Source organism: Enterobacter sp. K16B, from assembly GCF_020216105.1.
In the GTDB taxonomy this organism is placed as follows: Bacteria; Pseudomonadota; Gammaproteobacteria; order Enterobacterales; family Enterobacteriaceae; genus Enterobacter; species Enterobacter sichuanensis.
The window spans coordinates 1-15,394 of the sequence record NZ_JAIWJZ010000046.1 but is presented as its reverse complement, the minus strand read 5'-3'; the positions used below and the strand labels follow the sequence as shown (position 1 = coordinate 15,394).

Genomic DNA, 15,394 nt, shown 5'->3' with positions numbered 1-15,394 from the left:
GAGACTGCACATGATGAAAAAAATCGTAATTGTCGCGCTGCTGGCGTCGGGACTGGTGGCGTGTGCTCAGACTCAGGCACCGAAAGAAGATTCCCGGCTGAAAGAGGCCTATAGCGCATGTATCAATACCGCTGAAGGTTCGCCGGAGAAAATTGAAGCCTGTCAGAGCGTGTTGAATGTGCTGAAGAAAGAGAAAGCGCACGAGCAGTTCGCGACGCAGGAGACGGTGCGCGTGATGGATTACCAGGCCTGTATCCAGGCGCGTAAAACCGGTAACGATCAGGAAGTGGCGAAGCGTTGCGATCAGATCTGGAAAGAGATTCGTAGCAATAACAGTAACTGATTCGCTGTTACCCTGCCCGGTGGCGCTGCGCTTGCCGGGTTTTTTTATGCCTGAAAACAGGCAAAAAAAAGCCAACCTTGCGGCTGGCTCAGAGCATGAACACAAATTATTTTGCGTCGTGTGCGTGATCATCTTCACGGCAATCGCCTTCAGCACAGTGACCATACAGGTACAGGCTGTGGTTGGTCAGGCGGATGCCATGACGCGCCGCGATTTCACGCTGACGCGCTTCGATGGAATCATCGCTAAATTCAATGACCTTGCCGCAATCGAGGCAGATCAGGTGATCGTGGTGCTGCTGCTGGGTCAGTTCGAAGACAGATTTTCCGCCTTCAAAATTATGACGGGTAACAATGCCCGCGTCATCAAACTGGTTCAGCACGCGATAAACGGTAGCCAGCCCAATCTCTTCACCCATGTCGATAAGACGTTTATAAAGGTCTTCCGCACTGACATGGTGATTGTCTGGACCCTGAAGCACTTCGAGGATTTTTAACCGAGGAAGCGTAACTTTCAGGCCAGCCTTCTTTAATGCGGTATTGTTATCAGTCATGCGGAATCTGTCCTGTTGCTAAACGATTCACTTCTTAGGAAGTGACAGAAAATGCACCTGGGATAATGCGTCTCATTATAGAACTGCCATGGCTAAATGAAAACTGCAAGTCTCAGGCAAAATATGCTTATAAAAACGTGGTATCACCAACAAACTTGCGCAATGGAAAACCACGTTTTATCAGGGAGACATTGTACAGGTCTGGACGAAAAAGTTAAAAGATTGTAGCGATTAATTTAATCGGTTTGACCTGGAACACGGGCGCAACCGCCGTTGCGCCGTGATAAAACTCAGGCGTTGAGAATATCGTCCAGGTGCAGCTCTTCGCGGATCTGCTTCACCCACTTCTCAACACGCTCTGCGGTCAGTTCTGGCTGACGGTCTTCGTCGATGGCCAGACCCACGAAATGGTCGTCATCCGCCAGGCCTTTAGACGCTTCGAAGTGGTAACCGGCAGTCGGCCAGTGGCCAACAATCACGGCGCCATTTGGCTCGATGATGTCGCGGATAGTGCCCAGCGCGTCACAGAAGTACTCGGCGTAGTCTTCCTGATCGCCACAGCCAAACAGGGCAACCAGTTTACCGTTGAAGTCCACTTCTTCCAGCGTCGGGAAGAAATCATCCCAGTCGCACTGGGCTTCGCCGTAGTACCAGGTCGGAATGCCCAGCAGCAGGATGTCATAGCCTTCGAGGTCTTCTTTGCTGCTCTTGGCGATGTCATGCACATCAGCAACGTCTTTACCGAGCTGTTTTTGAATGTTTTTTGCGATGTTTTCGGTATTGCCGGTATCACTGCCGAAGAAAATGCCGATGATTGCCATGAGTAAAATAACCTCTTGAAACTTAATAGTATGGTGGCGCAATTTGGCCACGGATAAGGGCAATAATAGCAGAACTGGCAACCCTGCGGAAACAGCTATCACGCAGGACTGCACTCTGTGCTACATGAAAAGGGTCATTAAGGGGATTTTCAGACTTATGCCTGGCTGCGCAACGTCTCAAGCTGGGCGATCAACATCTCTTCAATGAGTTCGCTGCGGCTGATATTGCGCGCGTCAGCCAGCTCGTTCAGCGCATCGACGGCGTCAGCGTTAAGCTTCAGTTCGACACGCTTAAGCCCACGATTTTTATCGCGTTTAAGCTGATTGCGTTTATTGATACGCAGCTGTTCATCGCGCGAAAGCGGATTCGTCTTGGGTCGTCCCGGGCGACGCTCATTCGCGAACAGATCTAGTGTCGTACGGTCCGTTTGTTCTTTGGCCATGATTCTGAGACTTCGGGGGAAACACGCCGCCCTGCTAATGCCCGGGCGATAAGCGCGCCATCATACATCACCAAAAACGGCGCGCCAACGACTGGAAGCCCGCAGTCTTCCAGTCGCTCTCTTTTTAATCAATTTGCCGTATCAGAGAGATAGCGACGAATGGCACGCAACACGGCGTCAGGTTTTTCGGCATGAACCCAGTGTCCGGCACCGGCAATGACGTGGGCACGCGCCTGCGGGAATTGCGCCAGTATGGCCTCGCGGTACGCGTCGGTAACATAAGGAGAGTTACCGCCACGAATGAAGAGGGTAGGGTGTGGCCAGGCCGGTACCGTTTCCCAGCCCACGATGTTGTTGTACTGCGCCCAGAGCACCGGCACGTTAAAACGCCATTGTCCGTCCACAAACGATTTCAACAGGAACTGCACAACGCCTTCTTCATCCAGATGATCACGCATGACGGCCGCCGCCTGTTGGCGGGTCGCGACACCCGCTTCGGTGACCGCATTGATGGCGGCAAAAATTTCGTCATGACGGCGAACGTCGTAATCGACAGGCGCGACATCAATCACCACCAGGCCGTTAATACGCTCCGGCGCACGCGCCGTCAGGGCCATCACCGCTTTGCCGCCCATTGAATGCCCGATGAGGGTTACCTTCTGCAGGCCGTTGGCGTCCAGCGTATCCAGCAGATCCTGCGCCATCGCGGCATAGGTCATCTCGTCTGAACGCCCGGAAAGACCGTGATTGCGCATATCGACCTGCAAAATATCGTGGTCAGTAACCAGATCGCGCGCCAGCACGCCCAGGTTATCCAGACTGCCAAAAAGCCCGTGAACCAGTACGATGGGAGAATTATTGTTCGGCGATTGTGCAGTTTGCGCTCGGGTATTCAATTTCATGGCAAAGTTCTTTTTTTACGTATGTCAGGTTAGGGTATCATGTTGACCATTCTGCCGCCCGGCTGCAAGGTTCCAGTTTAATCTGACTTTTGTGGCCAACCTGGTTTGACGCTATCCGCTGTTGGGATTTGACCTTATAATCCCAATGACTTGTATTCAGATAAGATATCGCACTGGATTAAGATGAAAACAATCGAAGTTGATGACGAACTCTATCAGTATATTGCCAGCCAGACGCGGCATATCGGGGAGAGCGCGTCCGACATTTTACGGCGCATGCTTAAAATTTCCGCCACTTCACAGCCTGCTACCCCAGTCACCAAAGATGTCGTGTCTCAGCCGGGCGTTGTCGCACAAGCAAAACCTGCCGTGACACCGGCAAAAGATAAAGTGCGCGCGATGCGCGAGCTGCTCCTGTCCGATGAATATGCGGAGCAGAAAAAGGCGGTTAACCGCTTTATGCTGGTGCTGTCTACACTTTATTCACTGGATAACAATGCGTTTGCTGAGGCGACCGAGTCGCTTCACGGTCGTACTCGCGTCTATTTCGCGGGTGATGAGCAGACGCTGCTGCAAAATGGCAACCAAACCAAACCCAAACATGTCCCTGGCACTCCGTACTGGGTGATCACCAATACCAATACGGGCCGCAAGTGCAGCATGATTGAACACATCATGCAGTCCATGCAGTTCCCGGCGGAATTGACTGAAAAGGTTTGCGGTACAATTTAACCCTTGCATCAGAAGGACCCGGTAATGGCAAATCACAGCCGTGCAGGCCAACCTGCACAACAAAGCGATTTGATTAACGTCGCTCAGCTGACCGCGCAGTATTACGTGCTGAAACCGGTCGTGGGCAACGCAGAACACGCAGTGAAGTTTGGTACATCTGGCCACCGCGGTAGCGCGGCGCGCCACAGCTTTAACGAACCGCACATTCTGGCCATTGCTCAGGCCATTGCAGAAGAGCGCGCTAAAAACGGCGTTACCGGTCCGTGCTACGTGGGGAAAGATACCCATGCACTGTCTGAACCTGCCTTTATTTCGGTGCTGGAAGTGCTGGTGGCAAACGGTGTCGATGTGATTGTTCAGGAGAACAACGGTTTTACCCCAACGCCTGCGGTCTCTAACGCTATCCTTGTGCACAACAAAAAAGGTGGCGCGCTGGCGGACGGCATCGTTATCACGCCATCCCACAACCCGCCGGAAGACGGCGGCATCAAATACAACCCGCCTAACGGTGGTCCGGCTGACACCAACGTCACCAAAGTGGTGGAAGATCGCGCCAACGCCTTGCTGGCAGATGGCCTGAAAGGCGTGAAACGTATTTCTCTGGATGCCGCCATGGCGTCGGGTCACGTGAAAGAACAGGATCTGGTTCAGCCGTTCGTGGAAGGGCTGGCGGATATCGTCGATATGGCGGCAATTCAGAAAGCCGGGCTGAAGCTGGGCGTGGATCCGCTGGGCGGCTCCGGTATTGAATACTGGAAACGTATCGCAGAGCATTACAAGCTGGACCTGACCATCGTGAACGATCACGTCGATCAGACCTTCCGCTTTATGCACCTCGATAAAGATGGCGCGATCCGTATGGACTGTTCATCAGAGTGTGCCATGGCGGGCCTGCTGGCGCTGCGCGATAAATTCGACCTGGCGTTTGCTAACGACCCGGATTATGACCGCCACGGTATTGTCACCCCGGCCGGGCTGATGAACCCGAACCACTATCTGGCGGTTGCGATTAACTACCTGTTCCAGCACCGTCCGCAGTGGGGCAAAGAGGTGGCTGTCGGTAAGACGCTGGTCTCTTCAGCCATGATCGACCGCGTGGTTGATGCGCTGGGCCGCAAGCTGGTGGAAGTACCGGTTGGCTTCAAATGGTTTGTTGACGGTCTGCACGACGGCAGCTTCGGCTTCGGTGGTGAAGAGAGCGCGGGGGCATCTTTCCTGCGCTTCGACGGCACGCCGTGGTCAACCGATAAAGACGGCATCATCATGTGCCTGCTGGCGGCGGAAATCACCGCGGTCACTGGTAAAAACCCGCAGGAACATTATAACGACCTGGCGGCACGCTTTGGTGCGCCGAGCTATAACCGTATTCAGGCCAGCGCGACGTCTGCCCAGAAAGCGGCGCTGTCGAAACTCTCTCCTGAGATGGTCAGCGCAAGCACCCTGGCGGGCGACCCGATCACTGCCCGTTTGACGGCGGCACCGGGTAACGGTGCATCCATTGGCGGACTGAAAGTGATGACCGACAACGGCTGGTTCGCGGCACGTCCATCCGGTACGGAAGATGCGTATAAAATCTATTGCGAAAGTTTCCTTGGCGCTGAGCACCGTCAGCAGATTGAGAAAGAAGCGGTAGAGATTGTCAGCGAAGTGCTGAAAAACGCGTAAGCGCGGTTTGTGTGCCGGGCGGCACTGCGTTTGCCCGGCCTACAACAACGATCGTAGGCCCGGTAAGCGCTAGCGCCACCGGGCTTTTTTTCAACTGTGCTTATTCTTCAATTCAAACCGCGGTGACACCAGACCGTACAGCGTCCAGCCCATAAAGGTCACCATCGCACCATACAGCATCGCCTCCTGCCCGGATGAGTAAAGCGCATAGAAGCTGTAAATCGCCCCAATCAACGCCACGATGTTCGCCGCGCGCGCTTTGCGTGGTTCCACTTTCGCGACCTTCTGAATAATCACCAGCGCCGCCATCGACAGAATATATGGAATGATATTCGTCACGACCGCCAGGTTGACCAGCACGTTGAACTGGCTGTTCAGCGACGGGCTGATGGTCATCAGCGACAATCCGCTCTGGAAGATGACAATCGCTAACATGCCCTGCACCGGCGCATCGGCTTTGGTCACGCGGGAGAAGATTTTCGGGAAGTAGCCTTCATCAGCCGAAGATTTAAATACCTGAGCGATAGTAAATTGCCAGCCGAGAAGTGACCCGCAGCAGGACATCACCATCAGACCCATGATCACTTTCCCGACGCCTGGAGTGAACATCTGCGCAAAAGCCAGCCCGAACGGCGCCGTGGAGTTTGCCAGGTCCATGTTCGGCACGATGCCTGCAATCACGTTCGTCGAGACGATATAGATCACCGCCGCGCCGAGCGTGCCACCAAGAACGGCAATCGGAACGTTCTTTTCCGGATTCTCCACCACTTCCGCATTCGCGCAGGCGGATTCCAGGCCGAGGAAGGCCCACAGCGTCATGGCGATAGAAGAGCCCACTGCGGTAAAGAACGGTACATGGTGCGGGTTCCATGAGTTAGCGTACAGGGTCGGGCTGAACCAGAACCAGCCGATGATGCACAGGCCGACAACCGGGATGATTACGCCCCAGACGGTGATGCTGCTGAGCTGGCCGGTGATGCGCGCGCCGCCAAAGTTGGCCACGGTGCAGATCCACAGTACGCCGATGGTGGCTAAACCAATCTGTACCGGGCTAAGCGTCGCGCCAAACAGCTCTGTGCCGTAACCGACGGCGGAAATAGCAATGGCCACGTTAGCGATCAGCAGTGACACCCCGTAGGTATAGTTGGCCATAAAGTTGCCGGACTTACCAAAGGCATATTCGGCATAGCCCCCCATACCGCCTGACTTGCGGCTGAACATTCCGCACTTGGCAAACGCCCATGCCAGCGCCATTGAACCTAAGGCGGTCACCAGCCAGGAGATAATCGAAATGGTCCCCACTTCTGCAAGCTTGGTGGGCAGCATGATGATCCCCGATCCCATCATATTCACCATAGTGAGGATGGTGAGCTGCATTACGCCCATCTTATTGGACTTACTCATAATGTCTCTCCTTTCAGCAGCGCGGGCTGAGCGGCGGGTTGTTTGATGACATTGCAGCGAACCTGTTTGCGACCCTCGCACTCTTCGACGTAGACCCCCTGCAGCTCGGGCGCAAAGCCCGGTAACAGGTTGATGCCTTCTTCCAGCGCGGCAAAGTAGCGCAGCACGGAACCGCCCCAGACTTCCCCCGGAACAACGCACAGCACTCCTGGCGGATAAGGAAGGGCGCCTTCGGCGGCGATGCGGCCTTCCGCGTCGCGCAGGGATACCAGTTCGACCTCGCCGCGCAGATAGGCGTAGTTCGCGTCCTGCGGGTTCATCATCACGCGTGGGAAGTGAGATTTGCGGAACATCTCTTTCTGTAGCTGTTTCACGTTGTGGCGGGCGTACAGGTCATGCATCTCCTGGCAGATCTGGCGCAGGGTGTAATTCGCGTAGCGATCCGGATGTTGTCTGCAGATGGAAGGCAGCACCTCTTTTAACGGGGCATCGCTCTCGAGCAGTTTTTCGAAGCGGACCAGCTGCGCCACCAGCTGCTGCAGTTTGCCCATATCTTCCGCTGGCGTGAGCAGGAACAGGATCGAGTTGAGATCGCATTTCTCCGGCACAATGCCATTTTCACGCAGGAAGTTGGCGAGGATAGTGGCAGGCACGCCAAAGTCGTCATACTCGCCGGTGCGGGCGTTAATGCCCGGCGTGGTCAGCAAGAGCTTGCACGGGTCGATAAAATACTGGTGCTCAGCGTAGCCTTCAAAAGCGTGCCAGTGTTCACCCGGTACGAAATGGAAGAAACGCAGGTCGGTCGCAATTTCCGCCGTGTCCCAGCTTTCCCAGGGACGACCATCTACCGTTTCGGGTACGAACGGACGCAGGTAGTGGCAGTTCTCCAGAATTAATTTTCGCGCTTCGATACCGTTCACCACGCAATCCATCCACATGTTGCGGCCGCTCTGGCCTTCATGCATCCGGGCGTTGATGTCCAGCGCGGCAAACAGCGGATAGAACGGGCTGGTGGAGGCGTGCATCATAAAGGCGTTATTCAGCCGCTTATGCGGGACATAGCGCTGTTGACCTTTGATGTGGCTGTCTTTCTTGTGGATTTGCGAGGTCTGTGAGAAGCCCGCCTGCTGTTTGTGCACAGACTGGGTCACCAGGATCCCCGGGTCGTTTTCGTTCAGCTCCAGCAACAGCGGAGAGCAGTCGGCCATCATCGGAATAAACTGCTCGTAACCCACCCAGGCCGAGTCAAACAGGATGTAATCGCACAGATGACCAATCTTATCCACCACCTGACGGGCGTTATAGATGGTGCCATCGTAGGTACCCAGCTGGATCACCGCCAGGCGGAACGGACGCGCATCGCGTGCACGGCCAGGCGCCACCTCTGCCACAAGCTCGCGCAGATAACGTTCATCAAAGCAGTGGGCGTCAATACCACCGATAAAACCGTACGGGTTGCGCGCGGTTTCCAGATAGACCGGCGTAGCGCCTGCCTGAAGGAGGGCACCGTGATGGTTGGATTTATGGTTGTTACGGTCGAACAAGACCAGGTCACCCGGCGTGAGCAGGGCGTTAAGCACCACTTTGTTAGATGATGAAGTGCCATTCAGTACGAAGTAAGTCTTATCGGCATTAAAGACTTTGGCCGCATGCTGCTGGGCGATGCACGGTGCGCCTTCGTGGATCAGCAGGTCCCCCATCGCCACGTCGGCGTTGCACAAATCGGCACGGAAAAGCGTCTCACCAAAGAAGTCGACAAACTGGTTCCCGGCAGGGTGACGGCGGAAGAATTGCCCGCCCTGATGCCCCGGGCAGTCAAACGCGCTGTTGCCCTGTTTCACATAATCGACCAGGGCGCGGAAAAACGGCGGGCGCAGCTGGGTTTCATACTTCTGCGCTGCCGCTTCAAGTTGACGTCCATAAAAGTCGTTGCTGGTGTCTGAATACTCAAATACGCCATGAATGCGTGATAAATAGTCTGCCGGGATGATCTCTTCTTTGTGCGTCGCGACAAAAACAGGAATACCAAATCCGGTGGCTTCTATTTCGTCCAGTATACCGTCGGTAATATCGCTGACGGCCAGAACAATAGCGGCAACATCAATATAATCCGAGGCCCGTACATCCACCAGTTCACGCTGGGTGGTAAAACAATCCGGACAGGCACGGCTGGCTGCAATTTTTAAACTGTTCATCTTTCTCTCTTTATTTTAGGTAATAAAAGTCCCTCGATTTCTTGCAAAAAAGAAATCGATAATTTTCCGGAAAAAAAGCAAAAGGTGGCCGCTGATTAAAAATCAGTGAATTGCTTTTTTATGATGGCAATTCAGTCCGCCCGGTGCGGATGAGTCTGAATCACGTTAAATGAGCGCACGAGGTTACAGGCAACAGCCTGTAAAATAGGGAGTTTCAGGATAACCTGTAAGCGAGTGCGCCAGAAGTCGAAGGACTACCGGGCATTAAAGAGATGAAAGTCAAAGCAGTTTCGGTGGGCAAACATCATGATATGTGTTGTCCGCCTTATATGGGGCATTAAACGATTGTTGTTTTCCATGTTTCATTTTCCTTTCAGTAATTGAAAGCATGGTCATTTTATCCAGGAAAAGGCGATTAACTGTGAAACAGATCACCGTTAACCGATCAAATCAGAAATAAATATTCGTTTTTGATGAATATCGCAGATCAAAATGCTGATTTGTTGATAGTCTGTTAATGGATTGTATTGTCAATGTCTTAAATGAGCGAAAATAACCCGATAAAATAACGCTGGGTTATTTTTTAACTATTTTTCTGGTTGGTTTTGTTTTTATTTAAAATAAAATGAATAGTTATTCAGAGCATAAACCGATAACCGATACCGGTTTCAGTTAATAAATGGCGAGGGCGAGCGGGATCGATTTCGAGTTTCTGACGAAGGTGCCCCATATATATGCGCAAATAGTGACTATGTTCTACAGCATTGGGGCCCCATACCTGACTTAACAGCTGGCGTTGGGTGAGCACCTTGCCGTGGTTGTTGAGCAGCACGGCGAGCAGGCGAAACTCGATTGGCGTGAGATGGATCTCCTCTTCACCGCGCACAATGCGTCGTGCGGCAAGGTCAACCCGGATATCACCAAACGTGTAAGTGGGATCGGCAGGCGTAGAGGCACTGTGACGACGCAGCGCCACGCGAAGGCGCGCCTGCAGTTCGCCGATACCAAAGGGTTTAATCAGGTAGTCATCCGCCCCGGCATCCAGCGCGGCAATTTTATCCGTCTCTTCTGTGCGGGCGGAGAGCACCAGAATCGGCATCTGGCTCCACTGGCGGACTTCCCGAATGAAATCGATGCCGTCACCGTCCGGTAGACCAAGATCGAGGATCACCAGGTCCGGTTTGCGGGTGGCGGCTTCAATTAAACCCCGCTGCAGCGTACCCGCATCATGCACGCGCAGGCCATCTCCTTCCAGCGCAGCGCGCAGAAACCGGCTAATGGCGATCTCATCTTCAACAATCAGAACGTTGATCACAAATCCTCTGGTAATTCATTAAGTTCTGGCGGGGTTTCCAGAGGAAGTGTAACACAAAAACGCGCACCGCCTTCCGGACGATTCTCTGCGGAAATGGACCCGCCGTGAACGTCAATGATCGCCTGGCAAATGGCCAGCCCCAGCCCAACGCCCGGAATGGCCGACTCCTTATTGCCGCGCGCGAATTTTTCAAAAATAGCCAGCTCTTGCCCGGCAGGAATGCCCGGACCAGTATCCCAGACGTCAAGATGCAGCGTTCCCTCTTCCACCGTCGCATCCACGCCAATCCGTGCACTGGCACCGGCATATTTGCCGGCATTTTCCAGCAGGTTGATCAGCACGCGTTCAAACAGCGGGCCATCAACGTGAATCAGGGTGAGTGGCTCGGGCATGTTGAGCGCGATATGCCGCCCACCGAGGCCAGGCTCGAGCATTTTCAGGGCGCTGCCCACCACCTCTTCAAGCGTGAGCCACTCTTTTTTGAGGTTAAAACCGCCAGACTGAATACGCGCCATATCAAGCAGGTTATTCACCAGGCGCGTGGTGTTCAACACGTGCTGGCGGATCTCGCTGGCCTGAAGGGCGTGCTTAGAGCCTTCCGCCGCCAGGTCCAGCGTCAGGATCTCTGACTGACCAAACAGGACGGTGAGCGGGGTTCGAAGGTCATGAGACAGCGCTGCCAGCAGCGAGTTACGAATACTTTCACGTTCGCTTGCCAGCCGGGCCTGCTCTTCGCTGGCGGTGAGCGCCAGCCGTTCCAGCGCGCTGGCCACCAGCAGGGTGAAGGTTTCCAGCAGCCGCTGCTGTTCAGGGATCATCAGCTGGCGCAGGTTGGAGGGCTCAACGATGACCAGCCCCTGATTTTTATCGGCACTGCGCAGGGGCAGAATTTGATAGGGCACGCCGGGCAGGGTGTCGGTCCCTGCGCCAGCCGGTAACCCTTTGTCAAAGCTCCAGCGTGCGATAGCCTCGTCCCAGGGCGTCATGCCCGAGGCCGACGTCAGCGGGCGCAGCTTGCCGTGTTCGTCCGGGAGTAAAATCAGGTTGCTGGCATGAAACGTCGAGCGGATAAACTGCTCGCTGGTCTGCACAATATCCAGCGGGGTACGGCCCACCGCCAGCGATTTCGACATCTCATAGAGATGGCGGGTGCGCTGTTCGCGGTAGCGGGCGATACGCGCCTGATAGCGCACGCCCGCCGTCAGATTCCCAATCACCAGCCCGACGGTGAGCATTACCGCAAAGGTGAGTATGTACTGCACATCCGACACGGCGAGCGTTCCGCGGGGGGCAATAAAGAACAGATCGAAGCTGATGACGTTGATAACCGTCGCCAGTACTGACGGCCAGCGCCCGTAAAAGAGCGCCACCACCACCACGCCAAGAAGGTAGATCATCACCAGGTTGGCGGCATCAAAGGCTATCAGCCACTGGCTGGCAATGACGGTGATCAGGGCACAGAGCACCACGGCCACAAGACAGCCGCGGAGCTGAATGCGCCACTTATCGCTGAAGGTGCGGCTGTCCGGTGCGCGGTTGGGTAACGGCGTGGGTTTGTCATCCAGCGCCACGATCACCAGATCCAGATCCGGCGCGCGGTGGGCCAGTTTGTCGGCAAAGGATTCGCGGCTAAACCAGCGGCGATGCTGGCGACGGCCAATCACGATTTTCCCCAGGTTATGCTCACGCGCGTAGCGCAGAATGGCTTTATCTTCCTGAGGATCGGAAAGGGTGGCGGTTTCCGCGCCCAGTTCCTGCGCCAGGCGCAGCGAACTCAGAATAGCGCGACGCTGGTTTTCAGGCAGCGCGTGCAGCTGCGGCGTTTCGACATACACCGCGTGCCAGACGCTGCCAAATTTGGCCGCCAGGCGAGCGGCGGTGCGGACAAGTTTTTCATTGCCGCTACCGTGCCCCACGCACAGCAGGATGGCGTCCCGCGTATGCCAGACGCGCTCCTGTCCCTGCAGGTCACGCCAGGCGCGCATTTGATCGTCCACCCGGTCGGCGGTGCGGCGCAGAGCCAGCTCGCGCAGGGCAATCAGGTTGCCTTTACGGAAGAAATGTTCGATGGCGCGTTCGGCCTGACCGGCGATATAGACTTTGCCTTCATGCAGGCGCTGGCGCAAATCATCGGGGGGCAGGTCGACCAGCACCACTTCGTCCGCGGAATCAAAGAAGGGGTCGGGCACCGTCTCACGGACCTGAATACCGGTCACGCCGCTCACCACGTCGTTCAGGCTTTCGAGATGCTGAACGTTAACCGTCGTGAATACATCGATGCCGGCTTCCAGTAACTCTTCCACGTCCTGCCAGCGTTTTGGATGGCGTGAGCCTGGCGCATTGCTGTGCGCCAGTTCGTCCATCAGGATAAGGGCGGGACGGCGGGCGAGGGCGGCATCGAGATCGAATTCGGTGACTAACCGACCACGATGACTGATGCGTCGGGGCGGCTGAGTGGCCAGCCCCTTCAGCAGCGATGCCGTCTCTTTGCGGCCATGGGTTTCAACCACGCCGATCAGAATATCGAGCCCCTGCGCCCGAAGCCGCTGGGCTTCTGTCAGCATGGCGAAGGTTTTCCCGACGCCTGCGCAGGCGCCAAAGAAAATTTTCAGTTTGCCGCGATGGGCTTCAGCTGTTTGTTCGAGCAGCCTGTCCGGATCCGGGCGCATGGGCTCGTCGGTCATTTAGTTTTTCCTTAGCGCGTCCAGCGCCAGATTCAGCTCAACAATATTTACCACGGGCATGCCGATAAAGCTGACCAGCGGCTTTTGCGTGTGCTCGGCAACCAGCTGGCTAACCTGCTCAACGGTCAACTGACGGGCAGCGGCGACGCGCGGGATCTGCCATGCCACCGCTGCCGGCGTCAGGCTATAGTCCAGCCCGCTGGCCGAGGCGGTTACCAGCTCCACGGGAACATGCTGACTGGCCTGTGGATTAGCGGCGCGAAGAGCGGCCACGCGCTCAGTGACGGCTTTGTCCAGCTCAGGGTTGCTGCCCGCCAGGTTACTGCCGCCGGATGCCATCGGATTATACGGGCTTTCGGCAGTGGCGGAAGGGCGTCCCTGGAAGTAGCGGGCATCCGTAAAGTTCTGACCAATCAGGCGCGAACCGCGGTTTTCGCCATTTTGCATAATCAGCGAGCCGTTGGCTCGATCCTTAAACCACCACTGGCCCAGCGCGGTGGTCACCAGCGGGTACAACCCGCCGGTAATAAGAGACAGCAGAATAAACAGAAGTATAGCGGGGCGTAACATCGTCATTTGATTCACCTTTTAAACCAGGCCGAACAGCGTCAACAGCAGGTCAATAACCTTGATACCGATGAAGGGCACCACCAGCCCGCCCAGGCCGTAAATCCACAGGTTACGGCGCAGCATGGCGGCGGCGGTGAGCGGCTTATAGCTCACGCCTTTCAGCGCCAGCGGGATCAGGAAGACAATAATCAGGGCGTTAAAAATTACTGCGCTCAAAATGGCCGAGGCCGGGGAGTGCAGATGCATCACATTCAGCGCGTTTAACTGCGGATAAGTCGCAGCAAACGCGGCCGGAATGATGGCGAAATACTTCGCCACGTCGTTGGCGATGCTGAACGTGGTCAGCGAACCGCGGGTCATCAGCATTTGCTTGCCAATGTGCACCACTTCAATCAGCTTGGTCGGGTTGGAGTCCAGGTCGACCATGTTGCCCGCCTCTTTTGCGGCCTGGGTACCGGAGTTCATCGCTACCGCCACGTCAGCCTGTGCGAGGGCAGGGGCATCGTTGGTCCCGTCACCGGTCATCGCCACCAGACGGCCTTCCGCCTGATATTGACGAATCAATGCCAGTTTGGCTTCCGGGGTGGCTTCGGAAAGAAAATCATCCACGCCCGCTTCGGCGGCAATCGCCGCGGCAGTCAGCCGGTTATCCCCGGTGATCATCACCGTTTTGATCCCCATCTTGCGCAGCTGGGCAAAGCGCTCTTTGATGCCGCCTTTGACGATGTCCTTCAGGGCAATGACCCCGAGCACGCGCGCCCCTTCGGCCACCACCAGCGGCGTCGCCCCCTGACGGGCCACGCTCTCGACCAGGCTGTCCACTTCCGGTGGGAAATGACCGTTGTTGGCCTCAATGTGGCGACGGATGGCGTCAACGGAACCTTTACGGATCATGCGGTCCTGGATGTTGATGCCGCTCATGCGGGTTTGCGCCGTGAAGGGCACGAAAGTGGCATGCAGGCTCTGTACGTCGCGCTGGCGCAGGTTGAAGCGCTGTTTGGCGAGGATCACAATGCTGCGGCCTTCCGGGGTTTCATCGGCAAGGGAAGAGAGCTGGGCGGCATCCGCCAGCGTTTTTTCATCCACGCCCGGGGCGGGTAAGAAGTCTGACGCCTGGCGGTTACCCAGTGTGATGGTCCCGGTTTTATCCAGCAGCAAGACATCCACGTCACCGGCGGCTTCCACCGCCCGCCCGCTGGTGGCGATGACGTTGGCACCGAGCATACGGCTCATACCGGCCACGCCGATGGCCGACAGCAGACCACCAATCGTGGTGGGGATCAGACAGACCAGCAGTGCCACCAGAACAGTGACGGTGACCGCGGTGCCGCCATAGGCGGAGAACGGCCAGAGCGTTGCCGTTGCCAGCAGGAAGACAATGGTTAAGGCCACCAGCAGGATGGTCAGCGCAATTTCGTTAGGGGTTTTCCGACGCTGCGCGCCTTCCACCATGGCGATCATCCTGTCGAGGAAGGTCTCACCCGGGTTAACGCTGCACTGGATCACCAGCCAGTCGGAGAGAATGCGCGTCCCGCCCGTCACGGAGGCAAAATCGCCGCCGGATTCACGGATCACCGGCGCAGATTCCCCGGTGATGGCGCTTTCGTCCACCGATGCGCCCCCCTCAATAACTTCCCCGTCGCAGGGGATGATGTCGCCCGCTTCCACCAGCACCACATCGCCTTTACGCAGTTCATCCGCCGGGACGTGGTCCATCTGCGCGCCGTATTTTGGTTCACGTAGCTTGCGCGCGAAGGCGGGTTTTTT

The 15,394-nt window shown here is 56.0% G+C and carries 14 protein-coding genes; 3 read left to right on the top strand and 11 right to left on the bottom strand.

All coding sequences use genetic code 11. From position 1 onward, the window contains the following. Window positions 1-13: 13 nt before the first annotated feature. Window positions 14-343 (top strand): ChiQ/YbfN family lipoprotein, encoded by a 330-nt coding sequence (gene chiQ / locus LDK53_RS10995; RefSeq protein ID WP_045286162.1) that lies wholly within the window; start codon window positions 14-16, stop codon window positions 341-343. A 106-nt stretch (window positions 344-449) separates the two neighbouring features. Here the strand turns inward: chiQ and fur are convergent, their stop codons facing one another. The 4 genes from fur to ybfF form a co-directional block, all read right to left on the bottom strand. Next, window positions 450-896, bottom strand: coding sequence for a ferric iron uptake transcriptional regulator (gene fur / locus LDK53_RS10990; RefSeq protein WP_014169146.1), 447 nt, complete (start codon window positions 894-896; stop codon window positions 450-452). Between the two features lie 290 nt (window positions 897-1,186). Continuing rightward, entirely contained in the window at window positions 1,187-1,717 is a 531-nt protein-coding gene (gene fldA / locus LDK53_RS10985) for a flavodoxin FldA (RefSeq protein ID WP_008501067.1), read from the bottom strand. 155 nt (window positions 1,718-1,872) lie between these two features. Then, the gene (ybfE, locus tag LDK53_RS10980; protein ID WP_023334913.1) at window positions 1,873-2,160 is read right to left on the bottom strand and encodes a LexA regulated protein; all 288 of its coding nucleotides are present in this window, start codon (window positions 2,158-2,160) and stop codon (window positions 1,873-1,875) included. A gap of 128 nt (window positions 2,161-2,288) precedes the next feature. Next, on the bottom strand, window positions 2,289-3,062 hold the full coding sequence (ybfF, locus tag LDK53_RS10975) for an esterase (RefSeq protein WP_225287213.1): 774 nt from the start codon (window positions 3,060-3,062) through the stop codon (window positions 2,289-2,291). Between the two features lie 183 nt (window positions 3,063-3,245). On the opposite strand from ybfF, the gene seqA reads away from it, so the two are divergent. Continuing rightward, the gene (gene seqA, locus LDK53_RS10970) at window positions 3,246-3,794 is read left to right on the top strand and encodes a replication initiation negative regulator SeqA (protein WP_225287212.1); all 549 of its coding nucleotides are present in this window, start codon (window positions 3,246-3,248) and stop codon (window positions 3,792-3,794) included. Between the two features lie 24 nt (window positions 3,795-3,818). Continuing rightward, window positions 3,819-5,459: a phosphoglucomutase (alpha-D-glucose-1,6-bisphosphate-dependent) gene (gene pgm / locus LDK53_RS10965; RefSeq protein WP_025756359.1), complete on the top strand. Its 1,641-nt coding sequence runs from the start codon at window positions 3,819-3,821 to the stop codon at window positions 5,457-5,459. A 90-nt stretch (window positions 5,460-5,549) separates the two neighbouring features. On the opposite strand, the gene potE is transcribed toward pgm, so the two are convergent. The 7 genes from potE to kdpB form a co-directional block, all read right to left on the bottom strand. Continuing rightward, entirely contained in the window at window positions 5,550-6,863 is a 1,314-nt protein-coding gene (gene potE, locus LDK53_RS10960; protein ID WP_059386050.1) for a putrescine-ornithine antiporter, read from the bottom strand. Then, on the bottom strand, window positions 6,860-9,058 hold the full coding sequence (speF, locus tag LDK53_RS10955; protein WP_225287211.1) for an ornithine decarboxylase SpeF: 2,199 nt from the start codon (window positions 9,056-9,058) through the stop codon (window positions 6,860-6,862). The genes potE and speF overlap by 4 nt, the downstream gene beginning before the upstream one ends. Window positions 9,059-9,312: 254 nt before the next feature. Beyond that, entirely contained in the window at window positions 9,313-9,417 is a 105-nt protein-coding gene (gene speFL, locus LDK53_RS10950) for a leader peptide SpeFL (protein WP_003858645.1), read from the bottom strand. Window positions 9,418-9,695: 278 nt separating this feature from the next. Beyond that, window positions 9,696-10,373 carry a two-component system response regulator KdpE gene (gene kdpE / locus LDK53_RS10945; protein ID WP_025756362.1) on the bottom strand — a complete coding sequence of 226 codons (678 nt, stop codon included), beginning with the start codon at window positions 10,371-10,373 and terminating at the stop codon, window positions 9,696-9,698. Continuing rightward, the gene (kdpD, locus tag LDK53_RS10940; protein ID WP_045286152.1) at window positions 10,370-13,057 is read right to left on the bottom strand and encodes a two-component system sensor histidine kinase KdpD; all 2,688 of its coding nucleotides are present in this window, start codon (window positions 13,055-13,057) and stop codon (window positions 10,370-10,372) included. Before kdpD ends, kdpE begins: the two co-directional genes overlap by 4 nt. Next, window positions 13,058-13,633, bottom strand: a complete 576-nt coding sequence (kdpC, locus tag LDK53_RS10935) for a potassium-transporting ATPase subunit KdpC (RefSeq protein ID WP_025756364.1) — start codon at window positions 13,631-13,633, stop codon at window positions 13,058-13,060. 12 nt (window positions 13,634-13,645) lie between these two features. Continuing rightward, window positions 13,646-15,394: potassium-transporting ATPase subunit KdpB (gene kdpB, locus LDK53_RS10930; RefSeq protein WP_225287210.1), on the bottom strand; the 1,749-nt coding region annotated here is incomplete at its 5' end.

Bases quoted from the DNA above. Each gene is read 5' to 3' on its own strand.
- chiQ (WP_045286162.1), top strand. From the start codon at position 14: ATGAAAAAAATCGTAATTGTCGCGCTGCTGGCGTCGGGACTGGTGGCG.
- fur (WP_014169146.1), bottom strand. From the start codon at position 896: ATGACTGATAACAATACCGCATTAAAGAAGGCTGGCCTGAAAGTTACG.
- fldA (WP_008501067.1), bottom strand. From the start codon at position 1,717: ATGGCAATCATCGGCATTTTCTTCGGCAGTGATACCGGCAATACCGAA.
- ybfE (WP_023334913.1), bottom strand. From the start codon at position 2,160: ATGGCCAAAGAACAAACGGACCGTACGACACTAGATCTGTTCGCGAAT.
- ybfF (WP_225287213.1), bottom strand. From the start codon at position 3,062: ATGAAATTGAATACCCGAGCGCAAACTGCACAATCGCCGAACAATAAT.
- seqA (WP_225287212.1), top strand. From the start codon at position 3,246: ATGAAAACAATCGAAGTTGATGACGAACTCTATCAGTATATTGCCAGC.
- pgm (WP_025756359.1), top strand. From the start codon at position 3,819: ATGGCAAATCACAGCCGTGCAGGCCAACCTGCACAACAAAGCGATTTG.
- potE (WP_059386050.1), bottom strand. From the start codon at position 6,863: ATGAGTAAGTCCAATAAGATGGGCGTAATGCAGCTCACCATCCTCACT.
- speF (WP_225287211.1), bottom strand. From the start codon at position 9,058: ATGAACAGTTTAAAAATTGCAGCCAGCCGTGCCTGTCCGGATTGTTTT.
- speFL (WP_003858645.1), bottom strand. From the start codon at position 9,417: ATGGAAAACAACAATCGTTTAATGCCCCATATAAGGCGGACAACACAT.
- kdpD (WP_045286152.1), bottom strand. From the start codon at position 13,057: ATGACCGACGAGCCCATGCGCCCGGATCCGGACAGGCTGCTCGAACAA.
- kdpC (WP_025756364.1), bottom strand. From the start codon at position 13,633: ATGACGATGTTACGCCCCGCTATACTTCTGTTTATTCTGCTGTCTCTT.